The 22,958-nt window shown below is 57.1% G+C and carries 17 protein-coding genes; 9 read left to right on the top strand and 8 right to left on the bottom strand.

All coding sequences use genetic code 11. The features are described 5' to 3' along the window. Positions 1–13: 13 nt before the first annotated feature. Positions 14–1,450 (top strand): glycoside hydrolase family 32 protein, encoded by a 1,437-nt coding sequence (locus tag K7B04_RS04465; protein ID WP_223803555.1) that lies wholly within the window; start codon positions 14–16, stop codon positions 1,448–1,450. 17 nt (positions 1,451–1,467) lie between these two features. Next, on the top strand, positions 1,468–2,412 hold the full coding sequence (locus tag K7B04_RS04460) for an aminoimidazole riboside kinase (protein WP_223804122.1): 945 nt from the start codon (positions 1,468–1,470) through the stop codon (positions 2,410–2,412). Positions 2,413–2,470: 58 nt separating this feature from the next. On the opposite strand, the gene metJ is transcribed toward K7B04_RS04460, so the two are convergent. Then, a complete protein-coding gene (gene metJ, locus K7B04_RS04455; RefSeq protein ID WP_012907792.1) occupies positions 2,471–2,788 on the bottom strand; it encodes a met regulon transcriptional regulator MetJ in 318 nt (105 codons plus the stop codon). A 259-nt stretch (positions 2,789–3,047) separates the two neighbouring features. On the opposite strand from metJ, the gene metB reads away from it, so the two are divergent. Then, on the top strand, positions 3,048–4,208 hold the full coding sequence (gene metB, locus K7B04_RS04450) for a cystathionine gamma-synthase (protein ID WP_163448636.1): 1,161 nt from the start codon (positions 3,048–3,050) through the stop codon (positions 4,206–4,208). Positions 4,209–4,210: 2 nt separating this feature from the next. Continuing rightward, positions 4,211–6,643 (top strand): bifunctional aspartate kinase/homoserine dehydrogenase II, encoded by a 2,433-nt coding sequence (locus K7B04_RS04445; protein ID WP_163448635.1) that lies wholly within the window; start codon positions 4,211–4,213, stop codon positions 6,641–6,643. Here the strand turns inward: K7B04_RS04445 and K7B04_RS04440 are convergent, their stop codons facing one another. Continuing rightward, positions 6,644–7,024 carry a carboxymuconolactone decarboxylase family protein gene (locus K7B04_RS04440; RefSeq protein WP_163448642.1) on the bottom strand — a complete coding sequence of 127 codons (381 nt, stop codon included), beginning with the start codon at positions 7,022–7,024 and terminating at the stop codon, positions 6,644–6,646. A gap of 88 nt (positions 7,025–7,112) precedes the next feature. Between K7B04_RS04440 and K7B04_RS04435 the strand changes: the two genes are divergently transcribed. Further along, on the top strand, positions 7,113–8,021 hold the full coding sequence (locus K7B04_RS04435; protein ID WP_163448634.1) for a LysR family transcriptional regulator: 909 nt from the start codon (positions 7,113–7,115) through the stop codon (positions 8,019–8,021). On the opposite strand, the gene malI is transcribed toward K7B04_RS04435, so the two are convergent. From malI to K7B04_RS04420, 3 genes are all read right to left on the bottom strand, one after another. Then, positions 7,994–9,010 (bottom strand): Mal regulon transcriptional regulator MalI, encoded by a 1,017-nt coding sequence (gene malI / locus K7B04_RS04430; RefSeq protein WP_065357279.1) that lies wholly within the window; start codon positions 9,008–9,010, stop codon positions 7,994–7,996. The two genes, K7B04_RS04435 and malI, sit on opposite strands and share 28 nt — an antisense overlap. 88 nt (positions 9,011–9,098) lie before the next feature. After that, complete coding sequence (locus K7B04_RS04425; protein ID WP_223803554.1) at positions 9,099–10,598, bottom strand: PTS transporter subunit EIIC; 1,500 nt, start codon at positions 10,596–10,598, stop codon at positions 9,099–9,101. A gap of 182 nt (positions 10,599–10,780) precedes the next feature. Then, a complete protein-coding gene (locus tag K7B04_RS04420) occupies positions 10,781–11,929 on the bottom strand; it encodes a cytoplasmic protein (RefSeq protein ID WP_223804121.1) in 1,149 nt (382 codons plus the stop codon). A gap of 133 nt (positions 11,930–12,062) precedes the next feature. On the opposite strand from K7B04_RS04420, the gene K7B04_RS04415 reads away from it, so the two are divergent. From K7B04_RS04415 to katG, 4 genes are all read left to right on the top strand, one after another. Then, positions 12,063–13,619 carry a bifunctional UDP-sugar hydrolase/5'-nucleotidase gene (locus K7B04_RS04415; RefSeq protein ID WP_223803553.1) on the top strand — a complete coding sequence of 519 codons (1,557 nt, stop codon included), beginning with the start codon at positions 12,063–12,065 and terminating at the stop codon, positions 13,617–13,619. Positions 13,620–13,813: 194 nt separating this feature from the next. Beyond that, positions 13,814–14,701, top strand: coding sequence for a methylenetetrahydrofolate reductase (gene metF / locus K7B04_RS04410; RefSeq protein ID WP_223803552.1), 888 nt, complete (start codon positions 13,814–13,816; stop codon positions 14,699–14,701). Between the two features lie 112 nt (positions 14,702–14,813). Further along, positions 14,814–15,719 (top strand): DMT family transporter, encoded by a 906-nt coding sequence (locus tag K7B04_RS04405; protein WP_167577191.1) that lies wholly within the window; start codon positions 14,814–14,816, stop codon positions 15,717–15,719. Between the two features lie 226 nt (positions 15,720–15,945). Next, entirely contained in the window at positions 15,946–18,120 is a 2,175-nt protein-coding gene (gene katG / locus K7B04_RS04400) for a catalase/peroxidase HPI (protein ID WP_223803551.1), read from the top strand. A gap of 273 nt (positions 18,121–18,393) precedes the next feature. Here katG and K7B04_RS04395 read toward each other — a convergent pair whose 3' ends face one another. Genes K7B04_RS04395 through ptsP form a run of 3 tightly spaced genes read right to left on the bottom strand, consistent with a single transcriptional unit; the run spans position 18,394 to position 22,684 of the window. Next, positions 18,394–19,497 carry a glycerol dehydrogenase gene (locus tag K7B04_RS04395; protein ID WP_163448629.1) on the bottom strand — a complete coding sequence of 368 codons (1,104 nt, stop codon included), beginning with the start codon at positions 19,495–19,497 and terminating at the stop codon, positions 18,394–18,396. 11 nt (positions 19,498–19,508) lie between these two features. Next, positions 19,509–20,171 carry a fructose-6-phosphate aldolase gene (gene fsa / locus K7B04_RS04390; protein WP_167577189.1) on the bottom strand — a complete coding sequence of 221 codons (663 nt, stop codon included), beginning with the start codon at positions 20,169–20,171 and terminating at the stop codon, positions 19,509–19,511. An 11-nt stretch (positions 20,172–20,182) separates the two neighbouring features. Then, positions 20,183–22,684 carry a phosphoenolpyruvate--protein phosphotransferase gene (gene ptsP / locus K7B04_RS04385; RefSeq protein ID WP_223803550.1) on the bottom strand — a complete coding sequence of 834 codons (2,502 nt, stop codon included), beginning with the start codon at positions 22,682–22,684 and terminating at the stop codon, positions 20,183–20,185. Positions 22,685–22,958: the final 274 nt, after the last annotated feature.

Below are 22,958 nucleotides of genomic sequence, written 5' to 3'. Positions count from 1 at the left end.
AAGAGTGAAGAATATGACATTTTCAATTGCCCATGCTGAACAGGAACTCCAGAAACGCAGCGCCACGCTGAATCCGCGCTGGTATCCGCGCTATCACCTTGCCGCGCGCGCCGGGTGGATGAATGACCCTAACGGACTGGTGTGGTTCGACGGCTGGTACCACGCGTTTTATCAGCATCATCCCTACTCAACCCAGTGGGGGCCAATGCACTGGGGGCATGCGCGGAGTAAAGACCTGGTGCACTGGGAGCATCTGCCGGTGGCGCTGGCGCCGGAAGGCCCTGAGGATAAAGACGGCTGTTTCTCCGGCTCTGCGGTGGTCGACGGCGACACGCTGGCGCTGATCTACACCGGGCATAAGTTTCATGGCGATCCGGGCAGTGACGATAATCTCTACCAGGTGCAGTGCCTGGCGACCAGCCGCGACGGGATTCATTTTGAACGTCAGGGACAGATTATTGATACTCCCGCCGGGTTGCATCACTTCCGCGATCCGAAAGTCTGGCGTGAAGGCGATACCTGGTACCTGATTGTCGGTTCGCGCGTTGGCGATACCGGGCAGGTGCGCCTGTACAGCTCCGCCGATCTTCGTCAGTGGCAAGAAGAGGGCGTGTTGGCCGAAGCGCAGGAAGGCATGGGCTATATGTGGGAGTGCCCGGACTTCTTCACGCTCAACGGGAAGCGGATACTGATGTTTTCACCGCAGGGGCTGGCGGCGGAAGGTTATCGCAACCGCAATCTGTTCCAGAGCGGCTATCTGATTGGCGACTGGCAGCCGGGGCAGCCGTTTTCGACCGATGGCGAATTCATTGAGCTGGACCACGGGCACGATTTTTATGCCCCACAAAGCTTCCTGACGCCGGACGGCCGCCGCATAGTGATCGGCTGGTTGGATATGTGGGAGTCGCCGATGCCGGAACAGCAGGATGGCTGGGCGGGGATGCTCTCTCTGCCACGTGAAATTCGTCTCGGCGCAGATAACTGCCTGCAGATGGTTCCCGCCGAAGAGGTCGCGACGCTGCGCGGCAGCTATTACCCGCTGCTGGCGCAGCAGTTGCACAATCAACGTTCACACATCGTGGATGATGCTGAGGCGATTGAGCTGGAACTGGTGTGGTCGATGAAAAACGCGACGGCGGAAAGCTACGGCCTCGCGTTAGGTGATGGCTTGCGGATCGCAGTTGATACTCAGGCGCAGCGGCTGACGCTGGAGCGCCGCTATCCGCAATTCGCGTTGGAAGGTACGCGCAGTGTCGCGTTACCGGCGGGCGATCGTCTGTCGCTGCGGATATTTATCGATCGTTCCTCCGTGGAAGTTTTCGTGAATGACGGTGAGGCCTGCTTAAGTAGCCGCATTTATCCGCTGGAAGGGCAACGTGAACTGGCGCTGTTCGCCAGCAACGGGCGAGCCACGCTGCACAGCGGCGGCTATTGGCCCCTGGATAAATAACCGGAGGAAGAAGCATGATGAATATCTGGGCGCTAGGCGATGCGGTGGCCGATCTGCTTCCCATTGGCGACAGGCGCTATGAGGCCTGCCCCGGCGGCGCGCCGGTAAACGTCGCGGCGGGGGCCGCGCGATTAGGTTGCCGCAGCGGTTTTATTGGGCGGGTGGGTGACGATCCTTTCGGCCATCTTTTGCAGCAGACGCTGCGGGAGTATGGCGTCAACACGCAGGCAATGGAGCTGGATGACCAGCACCGCACCAGCACGGTGGTGGTCTCGCTCGGTAAAGGCGGCGAGCGGGATTTCACTTTCCTGGTGAATCCCTCCGCCGATCAGTTCTTGTCGGCGCAGGCGCTCCCTGAGTTTGGCGCGGATATCCTGCACTTTTGCTCGCTGGCGCTGGTGGCGCCGGCCTGCCGCGATACGCTGGCGCAGGCGATTGTGGGTATTAAACAGCAGCATGGCCTGCTGAGTTTTGACGTCAATCTGCGCGAGCAAATGTGGCCCGACCCCGAAAGCATGCTGGAAACCGTGCGCCACTTTGCCCGTCAGGCCGATATCCTGAAGCTGTCGGAAGAGGAGTGGTACTGGTTAACCCAGTCCCAGAGCTTTGCCGAAGCCATTGCTGGGCTGGAGGCCTATCCGGCGACGCTCAAAGTGGTGACTTACGGCGCGCAGGGGGCGATGGTTTTGTACCAGGGGAACGTTGTGCACTTCAGCGGTTATGTCGTTGAGAGTGTGGATACGACGGGGGCGGGCGATGCGTTTATGGCGGGCCTGCTCGCCAGCCTTGCACAGCAAGGGATGCCTGACGATGTCACGCAGTTACATCGCGCGATGGCGCAAGCCAGCGCCTGTGGCGCACTGGCGACCACGCAGAAAGGGGCGCTTTCGGCGATTCCCGACCGCGATGCGGTGGCGCAGTTTATTGCCGCGCGACCATGGCCGGAGTACGAGATGAAGTAACGCTCGCTGACAATAAAAAAGCCGGGAAACATTAACGTTTCCCGGCTTCTTCAGCGAATCAATATTCCCACGTCTCCGGGTCAATTCCCAGCTCACGCATAATTTCTTTCGCCGCTTCCGGAATTTCATCGCTGCGCTCTTTCCGCAGGTCTTCATCGTTAGGTAACGGTTGACCGGTAAAAGCATGCAGGAACGCTTCACACAGCAGTTCGCTGTTGGTGGCGTGACGCAGGTTGTTCACCTGACGACGCGTGCGTTCATCGGTGAGGATCTTCAACACCTTCAGAGGAATGGAAACCGTAATTTTTTTTACTTGCTCACTCTTCTTACCGTGCTCAGCGTATGGGCTGATATATTCGCCGCTCCATTCAGCCATGAGATACCTTTAATCCTCTAGTCATTAGTTAACAGGCCGGTTCAGGGCCATGATCGCGCGTAGTGTACCGTAGTGGCCTTGCGCTGACACGCGCTTCGCCTTCGCAGATGTGCGCTAATGCATATAATTTTAACGGCTATTTGCCAATAGCTCAATCTATACGCAAAGAGGTTTAGATGTCTAGATGTATTGACGGCTATGGCAACAATGTTTACTCTGGGGTCTGACTTTTCACAGACCTTGCCAGGAACGAATCCTCATGACCCGTAAACAGGCCACCATCGCAGTGCGTAGCGGATTAAATGACGACGAGCAGTATGGTTGTGTTGTCCCGCCGATCCATCTTTCCAGTACCTATAACTTTACCGGCTTTAACGAACCGCGCGCGCATGACTACTCGCGTCGCGGCAACCCGACGCGTGACGTCGTGCAGCGCGCGCTGGCTGAGCTGGAAGGCGGCGCGGGCGCCGTGATGACCAATACGGGCATGTCGGCGATTCACCTGGTGACCACCGTCTTCCTGAAACCTGGCGATCTGCTGGTGGCGCCACACGACTGCTACGGCGGCAGCTACCGTCTGTTTGATAGCCTGGCAAAGCGCGGCTGCTATCGCGTGCTGTTTGTCGATCAGGGCAATGATGAAGCCTTAAAAGCGGCGCTGGCGGAAAAACCGAAGCTGGTTCTGGTCGAAAGCCCGAGCAACCCGCTGCTGCGCGTGGTCGATATTGCGAAAATCTGCCAGCTGGCACGTGAGGCCGGCGCGGTGAGCGTGGTGGATAACACCTTCTTAAGCCCGGCGCTGCAAAACCCGCTGGCGCTTGGCGCCGATCTGGTACTGCACTCCTGCACCAAATACCTCAACGGCCATTCCGACGTGGTGGCGGGCGTGGTGATTGCTAAAGATCCGGATACCGTCACAGAACTGGCATGGTGGGCGAATAATATCGGCGTCACCGGCAGCGCGTTCGACAGCTACCTGTTGCTGCGCGGCCTGCGTACGCTCTCTCCACGTATGGAAGTGGCGCAGCGTAACGCGTATGCGATTGTCGACTTCCTGAAAACCCAACCGCTGGTGAAAAAGCTGTATCATCCTTCTCTGCCGGAAAACCAGGGCCACGAAATTGCCGCCCGCCAGCAGAAAGGGTTTGGCGCGATGCTCAGCTTCGAGCTCAACGGCGACGAGCAAACGCTGCGCCGCTTCCTGAGCGGGCTGTCGTTGTTCACCCTGGCGGAGTCGCTGGGCGGGGTAGAGAGCCTGATCTCGCATGCGGCTACCATGACCCATGCGGGCATGGCGCCGGAAGCGCGCGCCGCTGCGGGGATTTCTGAGACGCTATTACGCATCTCAACCGGTATTGAAGATAGCGAAGACTTAATTGCCGATCTGGAAAATGGATTCCGGATCGCAGCACAGGGGTAAATATGAGTGTGATTGCGCAGGCAGGGGCGAAAGAGCGTCAGCTGCATAAATTTGGTGGGAGTAGTCTGGCGGATGTGAAGTGTTACCTGCGTGTTGCCGGCATTATGGCGGAGTACTCTCAGCCAGGCGATATGATGGTGGTTTCCGCCGCCGGTAGCACCACCAACCAGCTGATCAACTGGCTGAAGCTCAGTCAGACCGATCGCCTCTCTGCGCATCAGGTTCAGCAGACGCTGCGCCGCTATCAGTCCGATCTGATTAGCGGCCTGCTGCCCGCCGAGATTGCCGATGGCATGATTGCCGACTTTATTCATGACCTGGAGCGGTTAGCCGGGCTGCTGGATAACGGCGTCAACGACGCGGTGTACGCGGAAGTGGTCGGCCACGGTGAACTGTGGTCGGCGCGCCTGATGGCGGAAGTCCTCAAGCTGCAAGGTCTGGACGCTGCCTGGCTCGATGCTCGCGCGTTCCTCCGTGCTGAACGTAGCGCGCAGCCGCAGGTGGATGAAGGATTGTCATACCCGCTGTTACAACAGCTGATGGCGCAGCATCCGGGTAAACGTCTGGTGGTGACCGGTTTTATCAGCCGTAATAACGCGGGTGAAACCGTACTGTTGGGGCGTAACGGTTCCGACTATTCCGCCACCCAGATTGGCGCGCTGGCGGGTGTTTCCCGCGTTACCATCTGGAGCGACGTGGCGGGCGTGTACAGCGCCGATCCGCGTAAAGTGAAAGATGCTTGTCTGCTGCCGCTGCTGCGTCTGGATGAAGCCAGTGAACTGGCGCGTCTGGCCGCTCCGGTGCTGCACGCGCGTACCTTACAGCCGGTTTCCGGCAGCGATATCGATCTGCAATTGCGCTGTAGCTACACGCCGGATCAAGGGTCCACGCGCATCGAACGCGTGCTGGCTTCCGGTACCGGCGCGCGGATTGTCACCAGTCATGATGATGTCTGTTTAATCGAATTCCGCGTTCCGGCTAGCCAGGACTTTAAGCTGGCGCATAAGGAGATCGACCAGATACTCAAACGCGCGCAGATTCGTCCGCTGGCGGTTGGCGTGCACGCGGATCATCGTCTGCTGCAGTTCTGCTATACCTCGGAAGTGGTTGATAGCGCGCTGAAAATTCTCGATGAAGCGGGTCTGCCGGGCGAGCTACGCCTGCGACAGGGGCTGGCGCTGGTGGCGATGGTTGGTGCGGGCGTCACCCGCAACCCGCTGCACTGCCACCGTTTCTGGCAACAGCTTAAGGGGCAGCCGGTCGAATTTACCTGGCAGTCGGAAGAGGGCATCAGCCTGGTCGCCGTACTGCGTGCTGGCCCGACGGAAAGCCTGATTCAGGGGCTGCACCAGTCGATTTTCCGCGCCGAAAAACGCATTGGCCTGGTGCTGTTCGGCAAAGGGAATATCGGTTCCCGCTGGCTGGAACTGTTTGCCCGTGAGCAGACGACGCTATCGGCGCGAACCGGTTTTGAATTTGTGCTGGCAGGCGTGGTGGATAGCCGCCGCAGCCTGCTGAGCTATGAAGGGCTGGACGCCAGCCGCGCGCTGGCTTTCTTTGACGATGAAGCCGTTGAGCAGGACGAAGAGTCGCTGTTCCTGTGGATGCGCGCCCATCCATATGACGACCTGGTGGTACTGGATGTCACCGCCAGCGAACAGCTGGCCGATCAGTATCTCGATTTTGCCAGCCACGGTTTCCACGTGATCAGCGCCAACAAACTGGCCGGGGCCAGCAGCAGCGATAAATATCGCCAGATTCACGACGCGTTTGAAAAAACCGGCCGTCACTGGCTGTATAACGCCACCGTAGGCGCGGGTCTGCCGGTTAATCATACCGTGCGCGACCTGATTGAAAGCGGCGACAGCATTCTGGCGATCAGCGGTATCTTTTCCGGCACGCTCTCCTGGCTGTTCCTGCAGTTTGATGGCACTGTGCCGTTTACCGACCTTGTCGATCAGGCCTGGCAGCAGGGGCTGACCGAGCCGGATCCGCGTGTCGACCTCTCCGGTAAGGATGTGATGCGTAAGCTGGTGATTCTGGCGCGTGAGGCGGGCTATGACATTGAGCCGGACCAGGTTCGCGTGGAATCGTTGGTGCCGGCGCACTGTGAAGAAGGCTCAATCGACCATTTCTTTGAGAACGGCGATGAGCTGAACGAGCAGATGTTGCAGCGTCTGGAAGCCGCTCAGGAAATGGGGCTGGTGCTGCGTTATGTGGCGCGTTTCGACGCCAACGGCAAAGCGCGCGTCGGCGTGGAAGCGGTGCGTCAGGAACATCCGCTGGCCTCGCTGCTACCGTGTGATAACGTCTTTGCCATTGAAAGCCGCTGGTATCGCGATAACCCGCTGGTGATTCGTGGGCCGGGCGCCGGCCGCGACGTGACCGCCGGGGCCATTCAGTCGGATATTAATCGTCTGGCGCAGTTGCTGTAACTAGCGTTTGCCGTTCGCCGCAAAAACCTCTTTTGCGGCGAACAGGCCGTTGAGCGCCGCCGGAAATCCCGCATAAACCGCCATCTGCATAATCACTTCAATAATTTCTTCCTGCGTTAAGCCAACGTGCAGCGCAGCGGCGATGTGCACTTTGAGCTGCGGCGCGGCGTTACCCATGGCGGTCAGCGCGGCGACGGTGGCGATTTCCCGGCTGCGCAGGTCCAGTCCCGGGCGCGCATAAATATCGCCAAACGGGAACTCAAGCAGATAGCGGGCGAAGTCCGGTGCGATATCCTTCAGGCTATTCACGACGGCCTCTCCCCCTTTTCCATCAACCTGTTGCAGCATTTTCTGACCGGTTATATAGCGTTCTGAATCCATCATCATCACCTCGTTTGTTAGCGTATGGCGAGAGGATAGAGCGCGCAGAATCATTTGGATAATACCGATTCCGTGATACCTTTTCGGTATGACTACATCCCCTTTGCACGCGCTGGATATCCGGCTGCTGCGCTACTTTGCCGTGGTGGCGGAAGAGAACAATATGCGTCGTGCGGCGGAAAGGCTGTATATGTCGCAGCCGCCGCTGAGCCGTCACATTCGCCAGCTTGAAGAACGGCTGGGGGTAACGCTTTTTGTCCGGCATACCAAAGGGCTGACGTTAACGGCTGAAGGGCGACAGGTGCTGGCGATTATTCGCCCACTGTTGGCGCAGCAGGATGAAACCTATGATGCCCTGAGCCGGCTCGCTCAGGCTGGCGCGTCATCGCTACGGATTGGATTGACCACCGCGTTTGAGCAGGGCGTTTTTGCCACGCTGGAAACCGTGCTGGCGGCCCAGGTGGAGACACTGCACGTTGTGCGGCACGGTTCACCAGAGCTGGTGCGTCAGGTGCGCCGCGGAAAACTGGATGCTGCGCTGGTGGCGCTGCCGCTGGAAACCTCAGAGTTAAGCCTGATTCCTGTTGGCCGACAGGAGCCGTTGATTGCGGCGTTGCCCGCACAATGGCCTGAGTCAGCGCAGCAGCAACTGATGCTCAGCGCGCTGAACGGCCGACCGTTATTCTGGTTCAAGCGCGAGCGTAACCCCGCCTTCTTTGACTTTACTCGCGATATTTTCCGCCGGGCGGGTTACCTGCCCGCCTGTATTGAAGAGCCGCTGGAACACGACGTGCTGCTGGCGCGTATTGCCCGCGGAGAAGGGCTGAGCTTGTTTCCCGAATCTTTTGCTGCGATTCAGCGTCAGGGCGTGGTTTTCCGCCCCATTGATGAAGCCGCCCTGTACGTCCAGTGCGGGCTCGTGATGTCGCCGGAAAACGCGGCGAGGCTGGATTGGCTGGTGAACGTGGTTCAGGCAGACTCGCGCGGCACCAGTTGACCCGACAACGTAATCGCCTGATTTTGTAATGTTGGCTCGCGCAATTTACGGATCATCAGCGTCGCGGCCTGACGCCCGGTCTCTTCGCTGGCCGAGGAGACGTAGGTAAATGACGGCGAGGTCAGGTTGATGTGCAACATGTCTTCAAAGCCGATCAGCGCCACCTGCTGGGTTAAAAAGACATCTTTCCCCACGGTGCGCCCCACCTTATGAATTCCATCGATACAGCCGATCATCGCGTCCGGTGAATGACACAACAGGGCGGTAATGGCGTTATTGTTTTCCAGCAGCTGACGCGTCGCGACGCTGGCGGCGTACGTATCATCGCCGCAGGCGGGACTGAATTCGTCGCGAGTCGCAATGCCGAGGCGGGTGAGGGTACTGCGAAAACCGACCAGCCGCTGCTGGCGAATCAGATCGTGTTCCTGGCCGCCAAGGTAGGCGATGTAGCGATGGCCGCGCTCCAGCAGATAGCGAGTTGCCAGACTGGCCGCCTGTTGGTTATCACGCATCACCAGGTTGCATTTTTCTTTGATGGGAGACTGTGAGACGACGACCAGCGGTAATGGGCATTGGCGAATTTGTGCGGGCAGCGTATCGCGACGCACATCCGATGCCAGATAGATAACGCCAGCGACGCCCTGCTGTTTAAACGACAGGAGGCAGCGTTCAAGATGTTCGTGCTCGTTAAGCGGCTGGCCGAGGAACACCATGTAACCCTGCGCTTCCAGCTCCTGGACAATGCTGGCCATCACTTTGATGGAGAAGCTGTCGCTAAAGTCGCGCAGAATCAGGCCGATCAAATTGGAGGTATTGGCCCGGAGGTTGGCGGCCGCCACGTTGTGGACGTAGCCCAGCTCGTGGATAGCAGCCTGCACTTTTTCGATGGTCGCATCGGAGATTTTTCCTTTCTGGCGTAGCACCAGCGACACGGTAGAAACCGAGACGCCCGCGCGCTTCGCGACATCAATTATGCTGACCTTCTTCAAAAGCGCTCCCTGGACCATCGTGAATATCCGCAGAAAACAAGGAGGTGCCCATCATGGATGGGACCTCCAACCGGCGACAATCTTATGATTATTTGCCAATCATCGTCGACATGGTTTGCGCGATAAATTGCGCTCTGGCGCCAAAAATCACCTGAATACCGTTATCACCGACGAAAACGACGCCGCGCGCACCGATATTGTTCAGACCATCTTTATCCACTGAGTCTTTATCCGACACTTCCAGGCGTAGACGGGTAATGCACGAGCCCACGGAGGCGATATTCTGCTCGCCGCCCAGCAGGCTGATAATTTCCGTTGCCAGATCTTCATCGGTTTTATCGTTAGCGCTCACCGTGGTTTCGGTACGGCCCGGCGTTTTGACGTCAAAACGGCGAATCACGAAACGGAAGGTGAAGTAGTAAATCAGCCCCATCGGCACGCCGACGATAATCGCGTTCAGGAAGTTCGTCTGATAGCCGTTAAACGACGGCAGAATGCCAAACGAGATATAGTCGATAAGCCCAGCGGAGAACGATTTGGCAATGTGCGCGTGCAGCAGGTACATCACCATGTAGGAGAGGCCCGCCATAATGGCGTTGAAGACGTAGAGAATGGGCGCCACGAAGATAAAGGTGAACTCAACCGGCTCGGTGATCCCGGTGAGGAAACAGGTCAGCGCGGCGGAGAACAGAATACCGGCGGCGATTTTTTTATTTTTCGTGTGCGCTTCATGGTACATCGCCAGACACGCTGCAGGCAGCGCGAACAGCATCAGCGGGAACTCGCCCTGCATAAACTTACCGGCGTTCTGATAAGTGTCGCTGCTGAAGGATTTCACCCCTTCTTCCAGCATTTTGAACCAGATGGTTTGGTCGCCGTGAATCACCTGGCCTGCGTGGGTGGTGTAATCGCCGAAGGAGTACCAGAATGACGGATACCAGATGTGGTGCAGGCCCAGTGGAATCAGCGCGCGCTCAACCAGCCCGAAGATAAAGGTCGATACCGCTTGGTTATCGCCGTTGATCACCACCGACAGCGCGTCGATGCCCGCCTGAATGTGCTGCCAGATGTACGGCAGAAGCAGACCGAGAATAAACGACAGCAGGGCGGTTGCAATGGCGACAAAGCGTTTGCCGGAGAAGAATCCAAGGAACTCCGGTAGCTGCATTTTGTGGAAGCGGTTATAGCACCACGCGGCGAGGATACCGCAAATCAGGCCGCCAAAGACGCCCATTTGCAGAGTCGGAATGCCGACCACCATCGCATATTTCCCGCCTTGCCCCGCCATTTCCGGCGTGATACCGAGCACGGTACTGATGGTAATGTTGGTCACAAAGACGGAGACCGCGGCAGACAGCGCCGCGATGCCGGATTCGGACGCCAGACCGACGGCGGAGCCGATAGCAAACAGCATCGGCAGGTTGTCGAAAATAATGCCGCCTGCGTTCATCATCAACGGCAGGTGGAATTTATCCCCGAACGCCAGCAACAGACCGGCCGCAGGCAGCAGCGAGATGGGCAGCATCAGCGCGCGGCCTATCATCGACAGTTTAGAAAGCGATTTAACGACACTTGATATCAGACTCATACTGATTTCCCCCGGATAGACGCCTCTTCGTGCGTGCTTTTAATAACCCTGTTTATGTTAGGTATAACGTTATAGTAGAACGTTCTACTTATCGTGAAACAAGCCATTAACGTCTGCAATAGAATTTTTGTCAGGGCCGCAGAGGAGTGAGAGAACTGAGAAGTAGTTCTCACTTTAATGTATTAGAGGGTGGGGATTCGTGTGGGCATATATTCATCGTTTTGGGCATTGTACTGGCATGCCAGGGTGGTCACGAGACGCATAATATGCGCGGCAGAGTAGCGGGAGCTTTGCTGAAACTCATCCTGCACGGCGAGCCAGCGGAAGAAACGTCGACTGGCTGTGAGGGTTATCTTGCTACCATTGTCCTGGCGGTGGTCGGTTAATGGGCAGACCATTTTTTGATTACGGCCCTGCGCCCATAACTGCCACTGATTTTTCCACCATCCTTGATTCGTTTTGCCCAACAGTCGCCAGGCATCCGTATTGTCTTCATCGATGGTCTTCTCTTCAATAAACCAGAGTGAAGCCCGGCGCTGACGAAATAACTCCGCCCATGCGGTGATGATCGCCCCGCGAAGAAAGCATTCGTGGGCCACAATATGGGTACCCACCTCAGGGAAGCGGTTCTTGAGTACGCGAAAATGGCCATGGGCAGCTATGACAGGTCGTAGAATCATCCCGTTCGCATTGCGCTTCAGCGCCGCTGCCCCGTACTGGATTTCGTCAAATTGACTGCGCTGAAGGAACTGCCGTTCTTTCAGTGCAACGCTTTGAATAATATCGTGATGATGGGTCGGTGTGGGGCGAATGCCTTTCCAGCGGTAGCGCAACGTATTTCCTGCCGGATATGGCGTGTAATTGCTCGATACATGGAGGATATTGCCGCGAACAGCATCGAAACTAAAAAGCAGGTAGAGCTTCTGCGCGGCAAGTTCGCCCTGAAAGTCCATAATAAACGGCACGCTGCAAATCGCGTCTGGTGATAAGGCATTTGTCAGCGGCTGTCGCTTTGGCGTCCACACTTTTTTGCAGCGTTGACACTGCAATCGTTGGCTTCCTCCCGGATTATGCCCGTAACGGATCACCTCCGCCTGGTAGCAAGCAGGGCAAAAATGGCCGTATTCACGCGCATAGCCGGTGAAACAGGCGGCTGCCCAGCGTTGAAATTCCTGATCATTAAAAAGTGGCGGGTAGCTTCCGCATGCCTGGCAGTGCAGGGCGGGATAGCCCAATCGATAATCCGGCCACTGATAATCTGGCGATGTGGCTAACCCTAAATTAGGGCAACCATACGTTTTGCAGGTATTAATCGTGAAGAGAGAATCCATCGTGCTACCAACGATTTCGACAGGTCGTTGATTTTGTTCTACGACTTTCACCCACCGCTGTGATTGTTCTCACATAAAAAAACCTTTCAGAACGTAACGTAGCGATTCCTCATATGACTGAAAGGGATTGATTATGAAGTTAAAAACGATTGCCGCCGGCATACTGCTGACTCTGCCATTCTGGGCGTGCGCCAAAGACGTCACCATTATCTATACCAACGATCTGCATGCCCATGTGGAACCTTATAAGGTGCCATGGATTGCCGATGGAAAGCGCGATATTGGCGGCTGGGCGAATATCACCACGTTGGTGAAGCAGGAAAAAGCCCAAAATAAGGCCACGTGGTTTTTTGATGCTGGCGACTATTTTACCGGGCCGTACATCAGCAGTTTGACTAAGGGTAAGGCGATTATCGACATCATGAACACGATGTCGTTTGATGCCGTCACGATGGGTAACCATGAATTTGACCACGGTTGGGACAACACGCTGCTGCAGCTGAGTCAGGCAAAATTCCCGATTGTGCAGGGCAATATTTTCTATCAGAACAGCAGCAAAATGTTCTGGGATAAGCCGTACACCATTATTGAAAAAGATGGGGTGAAGATTGGCGTGATTGGCCTGCACGGCGTGTTTGCTTTTGATGACACCGTTTCTGCCTCGACGCGCGTTGGGATTGAAGCGCGTGATGAGGTGAAGTGGCTACAACGCTATATTGATGAGCTAAAAGGTAAGGTAGATCTGACGGTGGCGCTGATTCATGAAGGAACTCCGGCGCGCCAGTCCAGCCAGGGAAGCACCGACGTTCGTCGCGCGTTGGATAAAGACATTCAGACCGCCAGCCAGGTGAAAGGGCTGGATATCCTAATCACTGGCCACGCCCACGTCGGCACGCCGGAGCCGATTAAAGTGGGTAAGACGCTGATTTTGTCCACCGATAGCGGCGGTATTGACGTGGGGAAACTGGTGCTGGATTACAAAGAGAAGCCACATGACTTTACGGTGAAGAATTTTGAGCTGAAAACCATTTTTGCCGATGAGTGGAAGCCTGATCCACAAACGAAGCAGGTGATTGATGGCTGGAATAAAAAGCTCGATAAAGTGGTGCAGCAAACGGTAACCCGCGCGCCGGTGGAACTGACCCGCGCTTATGGCGAGTCTTCCTCTCTGGGCAACCTGGCGGCGGATGCACTGCTGGCGGCGGCGGGAAAAGAGACCCAGTTAGCCCTGACCAACTCTGGCGGCATTCGTAATGAAATTCCGGCGGGAGAGGTCACGATGGGCGGCATTATCAGTACCTTCCCGTTCCCTAACGAACTGGTGACGATGGATTTGACCGGTAAACAGCTTCGTAGTTTGATGGAGCATGGCGCAGGCTTGAGTAATGGTGTATTGCAGGTTTCCAAAGGGCTGGAGATGCAGTATGACAGCAGTAAGCCCGTCGGCCAGCGCGTGACGGCGTTCACCCTGAACGGCAAATCGATTGATGATGCGACGGTTTATCACATCGCGACCAATAGCTTCCTGGCCGATGGCGGTGATGGTTTTGCCGCCTTTACTGAAGGCAAGGCGCGTAATACGTCAGGGGGATACTATGTCTCCAATGCGGTGGTGGATTACTTTAAATCCGGCGGTCAGCTTTCCGATGAGCTGTTAAACGGGATGCGAGTGAAGGATGTGAAGCACTAAGCGGACCCACTGCGGCGGGTTGCCCGCCGCAGTGCCAGATGAATATTTTTCATCTTCGCTGAAGATTACTCACTTTTTACGCCGATCTTTCTATTGACGCCCGTCGCCTTTTGCGGCATTTTTACATCCAGACGTCTAAACGGATAGATGTTTACAACACAACAATAATGACACGCGATTGATAGAGGTAAGGTATGAGCTTTTTTCACGCCAACCAGCGGGAAGCGCTGAATCAGAGTCTGGCCGAAGTGCAGGGGCAGATTAACGTTTCTTTCGAGTTTTTCCCGCCGCGCACCAGTGAAATGGAGCAAACCCTGTGGAACTCTATCGACCGTCTGAGCAGCCTGAAGCCAAAATTTGTTTCGGTCACCTACGGCGCCAACTCCGGCGAACGTGACCGTACGCACAGCATCATTAAAGGCATTAAAGATCGCACGGGTCTGGAAGCCGTGCCGCATCTGACCTGCATTGACGCCACCCGCGACGAGCTGCGCGCGATTGCTCAGGACTACTGGAGCAACGGTATTCGCCACATTGTGGCCCTGCGCGGCGACCTGCCGCCGGGCAGCGGCAAGCCGGAAATGTATGCAGCCGACCTGGTCACCTTGCTGAAAGACGTGGCGGACTTCGATATTTCCGTCGCCGCCTATCCGGAAGTACACCCGGAAGCAAAAAGTGCTCAGGCCGACCTGCTCAACCTGAAGCGTAAAGTGGATGCCGGTGCAAACCGCGCGATCACCCAGTTCTTCTTTGATGTTGAAAGCTATCTGCGCTTCCGCGACCGCTGTGTCTCTGCGGGGATTGATGTTGAAATCATTCCGGGGATCCTGCCGGTGTCGAACTTCAAACAGGCGAAAAAATTTGCCGATATGACCAACGTCCGCATTCCGGCGTGGATGTCGACCATGTTTGAAGGGCTGGACGATGATGCGGAAACCCGCAAACTGGTTGGCGCCAGCATCGCGATGGACATGGTGAAAATCCTCAGCCGTGAAGGGGTGAAGGATTTCCACTTCTACACGCTGAACCGTGCGGAAATGAGCTACGCCATCTGCCACACGCTGGGCGTGCGCCCGGCGTAATTGCCGGCCCGGTAAGCGCAGCGCTACCGGGCAATTCCCGACAAAAGCCCTGTCTATGCAGGGCTTTTGCGCAGTATAGTAACGGCCATCACATCACCGTTACGGACTTACCATGACCACCGAAGGGAAAAGCAATCCGCTGGCGCTTGTTGGCCTGCTGACGCTGACGCTCATCTGGAGCTACAGCTGGATTGCGATGAAACAGGTGACGCTCTACATCGGCGCCTTCGACTTCACCGCGCTACGCTGCATCTCCGGCGCACTACTGCTGTTTATCGTTTTACTCCTGCGTGGGCGCGGCATGCGGCCAACGCCGTTTGGCTACACGCTGGCGATTGCGCTGCTGCAAACCTGCGGCATGATTGGCCTCGCGCAGTGGGCGCTGATGAGCGGCGGGGCCGGGAAAGTGGCGATTCTGACCTACACCATGCCGTTCTGGGTGGTGATTATGGCGGCGCTATTCCTGGGCGAACGCATGCGACGGCTGCAATATGCGGCGATTGGCGTGGCGGCGGTGGGACTGTGTCTGGTGATGCAGCCATGGCAGCTCGACCTCTCTTCGTTAAAAAGCGCGCTGTTAGCGATTCTCTCCGGCATCAGTTGGGGGGCGAGCGCCATCGTCGCGAAACGTATGTACCGGCGTCATCCAGGGCTCGATCTGTTGGCACTGACCAGCTGGCAAATGCTGTATGCCGCCGTCATCATGAGCGCCGTGGCGTTACTGGTGCCGCAGCAACCGGTCGACTGGCATCCCGCTGTTTTTGGGGCGCTGGCCTACAGCGCTATCCTGGCGACGGCGCTGGCCTGGAGCCTGTGGCTGTATGTGTTGCGAAACCTGCCTGCCGGTATTGCCAGCCTGAGTACGCTGGCGGTGCCGGTGTTTGGCGTGCTGTTTTCCTGGTGGCTGCTGGGGGAAAAGCCGGACGGATTGGAAACTGTCGGCATTGTACTGATCGTGTTTGCCCTGGCGGTTATCAGTCTCAAAAAGCGCGTTCCTCAGGTCCAACGTAGCCGATGAGAGATAATGAATTCCTTATATTTTATAAGGAATTTCTTGCCAATCCTCCCCAGGTCACAGCCATCGTGTCCCATTCTATGCAAGGATAAGTATGGCCTACGCAAAAATTCCGCTCTGACAAGGAAAAAATAAGAGGAATTAACTATCAAATCCGTGGGTCATTTCAGCTATAACTTATCAGCAGGGGTGTATATCTTAATGATAAATACTGTAAGGGAGCATAGTGATGAGCACGCCAGACGATATCCAGAACGCAGGTAAATGTCCTTTCCACCACGGTGGTGGCCACGACCAGAGCGCCGGTGCCGGCACCAGTAGCAAAGACTGGTGGCCGAAACAGCTGCGCGTTGATCTACTTAATCAGCATTCCAATCGATCCAACCCGCTGGGTGAGGATTTTGATTATCGTAAAGAATTCAGCAAATTAGATTACTCCGCACTGAAGGGGGACATCCGCGCGCTGTTAACCGAGTCGCAATCCTGGTGGCCTGCCGACTGGGGTAGCTATGTGGGGCTGTTTATCCGCATGGCGTGGCACGGGGCGGGTACCTACCGTTCAGCCGATGGTCGTGGTGGCGCAGGTCGCGGTCAACAGCGTTTTGCCCCGCTGAACTCGTGGCCGGATAACGTGAGCCTGGATAAGGCGCGTCGTCTGCTGTGGCCAATCAAACAGAAATACGGCCAAAAAATTTCCTGGGCCGACCTGTATATTCTGGCGGGTAACGTGGCGCTGGAAAACTCCGGCTTCCGTACCTTTGGTTTTGGTGCCGGGCGTGAAGACGTCTGGGAACCGGATCTGGACGTGAACTGGGGTGATGAAAAAACCTGGCTGGCGCACCGTGACCCGGAAGAGCTGGCAAAACGCCCGCTGGCAGCCACTGAAATGGGCCTGATTTACGTCAACCCGGAAGGACCAAACGCCAGCGGCGAACCGCTGTCGGCGGCATCGGCCATTCGCGCAACCTTCGGCAACATGGGGATGGATGACGAAGAAACCGTCGCCCTGATCGCCGGTGGCCACACGCTGGGTAAAACCCACGGTGCAGGCCCGGCCACGCATGTTGGTCCGGATCCGGAAGCGGCGCCGATTGAAAACCAGGGCCTCGGCTGGAAGAGCGATTTCGGCACGGGCGTCGGTAAAGATGCGATCACCTCTGGTCTGGAAGTGGTATGGACTCAGACCCCGACCCAGTGGAGCAACTACTTCTTCGAGAACCTGTTCAAATACGAATGGGTACAGACTCGCAGCCCGGCTGGCGCTATCCAGTTTGAAGCAGTAGACGCGCCGGAAATCATTCCGGATCCGTTCGACCCGTCGAAAAAACGTAAGCCAACGATGCTGGTGACCGACCTGACGCTGCGCTTCGACCCGGACTTCGAGAAAATTTCCCGTCGCTTCCTTAACGATCCGCAGGCCTTCAACGAAGCCTTTGCCCGCGCGTGGTTCAAACTGACCCACCGTGATATGGGGCCAAAAGCGCGTTACATCGGGCCGGAAGTACCGCGTGAAGATCTGATTTGGCAGGATCCGCTGCCGCACGCGTTCTTCAACCCATCAGCAGAAGATATCGCCAGTCTGAAAGCGGATATTGCCGCTTCCGGTCTGACGGTGAGCGAACTGGTGTCGGTAGCGTGGGCGTCAGCCTCAACGTTCCGCGGCGGTGATAAGCGTGGCGGCGCCAACGGCGCGCGTCTGGCGCTGGCTCCGCAGCGTAGCTGGGACGTTAACGCTACGGCGGCACGCGTGTTGCCAGTGCTGGAAGGCATCTATAAATCGGCGCATAAAGCGTCGCTGGCCGATATTATCGTGCTGGCTGGCGTGGTAGGCATTGAGCAGGCGGCGAAAGCGGCTGGCGTTAGCATCTCCGTACCGTTCACTCCGGGCCGCGTTGATGCGCGTCAGGATCAGACCGATATCGAGATGTTCGAACTGCTCAAGCCGGTTGCCGATGGTTTCCGTAACTATCGTGCGGCGCCGGGTGAAGCGACCACAGAGTCTCTGCTGATCGACAAAGCACAGTTACTGACGCTGACCGCACCGGAACTGACCGTACTGGTCGGCGGGATGCGCGTACTGGGTGCGAACTTTGACGGCAGCAACCACGGCGTGTTGACCGACAACGTCGGTGCGCTGACCACCGACTTCTTCGTTAATCTGCTGGATATGCGCACGGAATGGAAGGCTACGGACGAAACGGCTGAGCTGTTTGAAGGCCGTGATCGTGTGAGCGGTGAGGTGAAATACACTGCGACGCGCGCCGATCTGGTGTTCGGTTCCAACGCCGTACTGCGCGCGCTGGCGGAAGTTTACGCTTCCAGCGATGCGAAAGAGAAGTTTGTGAAGGACTTCGTCGCGGCTTGGGTGAAAGTGATGAACCTGGACCGTTTCGACCTGCTGTAAGGTCGGTTTGAGGTATAAAAAAATCCCCGCGAAAGCGGGGATTTTTTTTGGTGGGGGGGCGGGATTTCCCCTCACCCCGGCCCTCTCCCCAAAGGGGCGAGGGGGAAAATCGGCCCGAGTCGATTTTGAGTGCTGTACCTAAAACGGCTCATTACGATCCTCCCCCCAAAGGGCGAGGGAGAAAAGCGGTCTGAGCAGATTTTGATCGCTGTATTCACAAACCGCACTAAACGGTCCCCTCTCCCCCGTGGGGAGAGGGTTAGGGTGAGGGGGTTACTCCCACTCGTGCAGAAAACGCTGCCCATACTGGTCGGCAACCAGCAGCGCCGCGTACACGCGGTCAGGATCCGCGCCGCCAGGCATGTTGTGAATGGTTTCCCCTTCCGCGCAGGCCGCTTCCGCCACCAGGCGCATTTTCGCCGGGATATCTTCTTTAATATCCAGCTGCGCCAGGGTGATCGGCAGACCAACGCTGTGGCACAGCGCGGCAACGGTCTCAATTTCTTCCACCGACGCGTTTTCAAGCACCAGTTGAGTCAGCGTACCGAAAGCGACTTTCTCGCCGTGATAGAAGTGATGCGCGTCCGGAATGGCTGTCATGCCGTTGTGGATAGCGTGTGCCGCGGCCAGGCCGCCGCTTTCAAAACCAACGCCGCTGAGATAGGTATTGGCTTCAATCACGCGCTCCAGCGCCGGAGTGACCACGTGCTGCTCGGCGGCCAGCATCGCTTTTTCACCTTCTTCAATCAGCGTGTTGTAGCACAGTTCGGCCAGCGCCAGCGCCGCCTGAGTACACTTGCCGCCTGCCATGGTGGTGGCACCGCTGCGTGAGCAGGCGCGGGCTTCAAACCAGGTGGCCAGCGCATCGCCAATCCCGGCGGCCAGCAGACGTGCCGGGGCGCCGGCGACGATTTTGGTGTCGACGATAACCATGTTTGGGTTATGCGGCAGCATCAGGTAGCGGTCGAATTCACCGTCATCGGTGTACAACACGGAGAGCGCGCTGCACGGCGCGTCGGTGGAGGCGATGGTGGGCACGATAGCCACCGGCAAATTCATAAAGTGGGCCAGCGCTTTCGCGGTATCCAACGTTTTCCCGCCGCCAATACCTAAAATAGCGCTGCATTTTGCGCTGGTGGCGACGTCCTGCAGTCGATTGACTTCATTCTGTGAGCACTCGCCGCCAAACGGCGCGATTTCAACGGACAGACCTGCGCCGGTCAGGCTCTTGCGCAGCGTCTCTTCGGCAAATCCCAGTACAAACTTATCGCCGACGACCAGCCAGCTGTTCGCCATCGGTTTTAAGTAATCACCCAGGCGAGTGATGACGTCAGCGCCCTGAATATACTTACCTGGTGATTGAATAATGCGATCCATACATTTCTCCCTTACAGGTTCAGATTACCAAATGCGTTTTTCCAGTCTTGCTCGAACTTCTCTATAGCTGACTCTACAGCGGGCGTGCCGAGCATTTGTTGCGCTACATCTAAAGGAAGGGTGATGGCCTCACATCCCGCTAATAAACAGTCCAGCGCCTGACGTGGGGTTTTAAAGCTGGCGGCCAGCACTTTGCTCTGTGGCGCGTGCAGTTCCAGCAGCGTTTGTAATTCCTGCACCATACGGATGCCGTCGCCACCCTGGGCATCCACGCGGTTAACGTATGGCGCGACATATTCAGCGCCGGCCAGTGCGGCGAGCAGCCCCTGCGCCGCGCTGTAAACCGCGGTACCCAGCGTCGGTATGCCTTCTTTTTTCAAAAGCTTGATTGCGGCCAGCCCTTCGGCGGTGACCGGTACTTTCACCACGATGCCGGGAACGGCCTCGTTCAGGCGACGAGCGTCGGCAACCATACCATCCGCCGTGCGGCTCATGGTTTGGGCAAACAGCGTGCCGTTTTCGCCCATCGCTTTTTTCAGGCGCGGCAGCACATCCCAGATAGATTCACGGCTGGCGGCGACAATACTCGGGTTGGTGGTCACGCCAACAATCGGGAAAATACGCGCCAGACGCTCAACTTCCTGCACATTGGCGGTATCCAGATACAGTTCCATGCTATGTCCTCTTAAAGTTCCAGTTCGTGTTGCAGCAGGCTGGCAATCGCGTCGGCTGAAGCGGCGTTAACCAGCGAGTGACGGAATTCTTCATGCATAATCCGGCGAGCCAGGCGCGAGAAAATGCGCATATGCTGGTCGCCCGCGGCATGTTTGTTAAGCGTCAGCATAATGATGAATTGCGCCTGTTCATCGCCCCAGGCCACCGGCGCGGGCAGGCGTGCGACGCTGATGGTCGACTGTTCAATATGCTCAGATTTGCTGTGCGGAATGGCAAAGCTAAAGCCAAGGCCGGTCGAGAAGACCGCTTCGCGTGCCCACAGGTCGGCCTCAAGCTTGCGCGGATAGCGGCAGCGCCCGGCGAGCAGCAGGTTATCGGTCATGCCTTTGAGCACCTCCTCTTTGCTGCGCCAGTCGTTATCCAGCGAAATGCAGCGCGGGGTAATCAGCGGCGCATCCTGCTGGCTCATGCGGAACTGTGCCAGTAAATGTTCCACTTCCAGCGAGGTACGGCAGGCCATCGCCTGATTCAGAAGCTGACGACAGGCGCGGCTGTCGAGCTGGGCCAGGCGCGCTTTGGTGGCCGGAATCGAGGGCGCGCTCATGCTGATTTCGTCCAGCCCCAGCCCAACCAGCAGCGGCAGGACGGAGCCTTTCGCTCCCAGTTCGCCGCACAGACCAATCCATTTTCCCTGACGATGCACCGCCTGGACGGCGTAGTCGAGTGCGCGCAGGAAGGCCGGATTCAGACTGTTGTAGTGACGGGTGACCCTCGCGTTATCACGGTCGACCGCCAGCAGGTATTGCGTCAGGTCGTTACTGCCGATGCTAAAGAAATCAATCTCTTCACAGCACTGATCGATGATGAACATCACCGAAGGGACTTCCAGCATGATGCCCAGCGGAATGCGCTCATCAAACGGCACGTGCTCGCTGCGCAGTTGCTGTTTCGCTTCGGCAACCTTTTCTTTTACCCACAGGATCTCTTCCATGGAGGAGATCATCGGAATCATAATTTTCAGGCTGCCGTGCGCCGAGGCCCGCAGAATGGCGCGCAGTTGGGTGGTGAACAGCGTGGAATATTCTTCATAAATACGCACCGCGCGGTAGCCAAGGAACGGGTTGTTCTCCGCCGGAATATTGAGGTAATCCACCGGCTTATCACCGCCGATATCCATGGTGCGGATAATAATGCTACGTCCGTTGGCGGACTCCAGCGCCTGACAGAAAATATTGTAGAGCTCACTCTCGCTCGGCTCGCTGGCGCGGTCCATATACAGCATTTCAGTGCGGAACAGGCCTACCGCTTCCGCGCCGTTACCAAAGGCCGCCTGCGCTTCGACGGAGTGAGCGATGTTGGCCGCCACTTCCAGACGAATCCCGTCGGCGCTGCGCGCCTCTTTATTCAGCCACACGCTCTGCTGTTCGCGGATAGCGGCCTGAACGCGCGCCTCCTGCTGGTAGTAGCGGGTAATGGCTTCGTCAGGCGCGACAATGACCGCTCCGGCGTTGCCATCGAGGTAGACCGTCTGGTTTTGCCACGGCGTCAGCGCGTCAATTTCCACGCCAACAAGGGTGGGAATATTGAATGAGCGCGCAAGTATTACCGTGTGTGAGGTCGTGCCGCCGCTTTGCAGCAGCAGGCCTTTGAGCTGCGTTTTGTCCAGCTCAAGGAATTGGCTTGGGGTTAGCTCTTCCGCCATACAGATAGACGGCTGAGTCAGCTGGCCCGGCGCCGGGAAACGCTGTTCGCCATAAATGTGCTGTAAAAGCTGAAAGCCGACGTCACGCACGTCCAGCGCGCGCTCCTGCAGATAGCTGCTGCTGGAACGGGCGAACTCGGCGCAGAAATGGTTGGTGCTGGCGATAATTGCCTGTGCGCAGCTGAGGCCCTGATTGACGCCTTCCAGCAGATGCTGGCGTAGCGAGGTGTCGGTGGCCAGCGAACGATGTGCTTCAAGGATAGTGCTGGCGGTGCTGTCGCTGTCCAGCAGGCGCAGTTCCAGCGTTCTGACCAGCCGCGTCAGGCCGCCGTCCAGCGCGGATTGTTCCTGCTCCGGACTTTGTGCCGTAGGCAGTTCGCCGAGGTTATTGAGATCCAGCGCGGCCAGGCGGGTCAGGATGCCGCCGGCGCTGCCGTTGCATACCGGCTGCGCGCGGAACAGCGTTGGGTTCAGGCGAGTCAGCGACGCCGGCAGCGGTTCCTGCTCAACGGCGGTAACTTGCGCCAGCGGCGCATCGCACAGTGGGAATTCGTCTTTCAGCCAGACGGACAGGCGTTCGTGAGCGGCGTTTTCATCAGTACCGCTAATGAGCAACTGGCAGCTATCGCCCGCCAGCGTGTCGGTACCGATAATCGCCAGCGCGCTTTTGGCGTTGCCCTTACGGTCGGTGCGCAGGTTATGCCATTCAATGTCGCAGCAAAAGGTATTGCACAGCGTTTCGACATGGCTGGCCGGACGGGCGTGCACGCCGTTCGGCAATTCACAGATAAATTCAACAACCAAGGCCATAACCTTCTCTCCCAAATCAGTCGATATGGGTAACAGAATAGGGGGCATGTTATCGGCGCTGCTATCTGACATTTATGTCAAAAACTGGACAAATGTATTGTCCGCTTGAAAATGCGAGCCACCTCACAGGTTGCTAGTGGAGCTTATAAAGAGGGGAATAGCGTTAACTTTTGAGGTCGCTCGCATTTTTCTTCTGACATTACAAAAATCCAGTAAATGCACTTTTTATCCACTGTCTGTCCCGCCACCAATTGCCTATTGTTTGCCACAACAC

The sequence above is a fragment of the Kluyvera sp. CRP genome, from assembly GCF_019930565.1.
Taxonomy (GTDB): domain Bacteria; phylum Pseudomonadota; class Gammaproteobacteria; order Enterobacterales; family Enterobacteriaceae; genus Kluyvera; species Kluyvera georgiana_A.
This window is presented reverse-complemented; position numbering and strand designations above follow the sequence as displayed.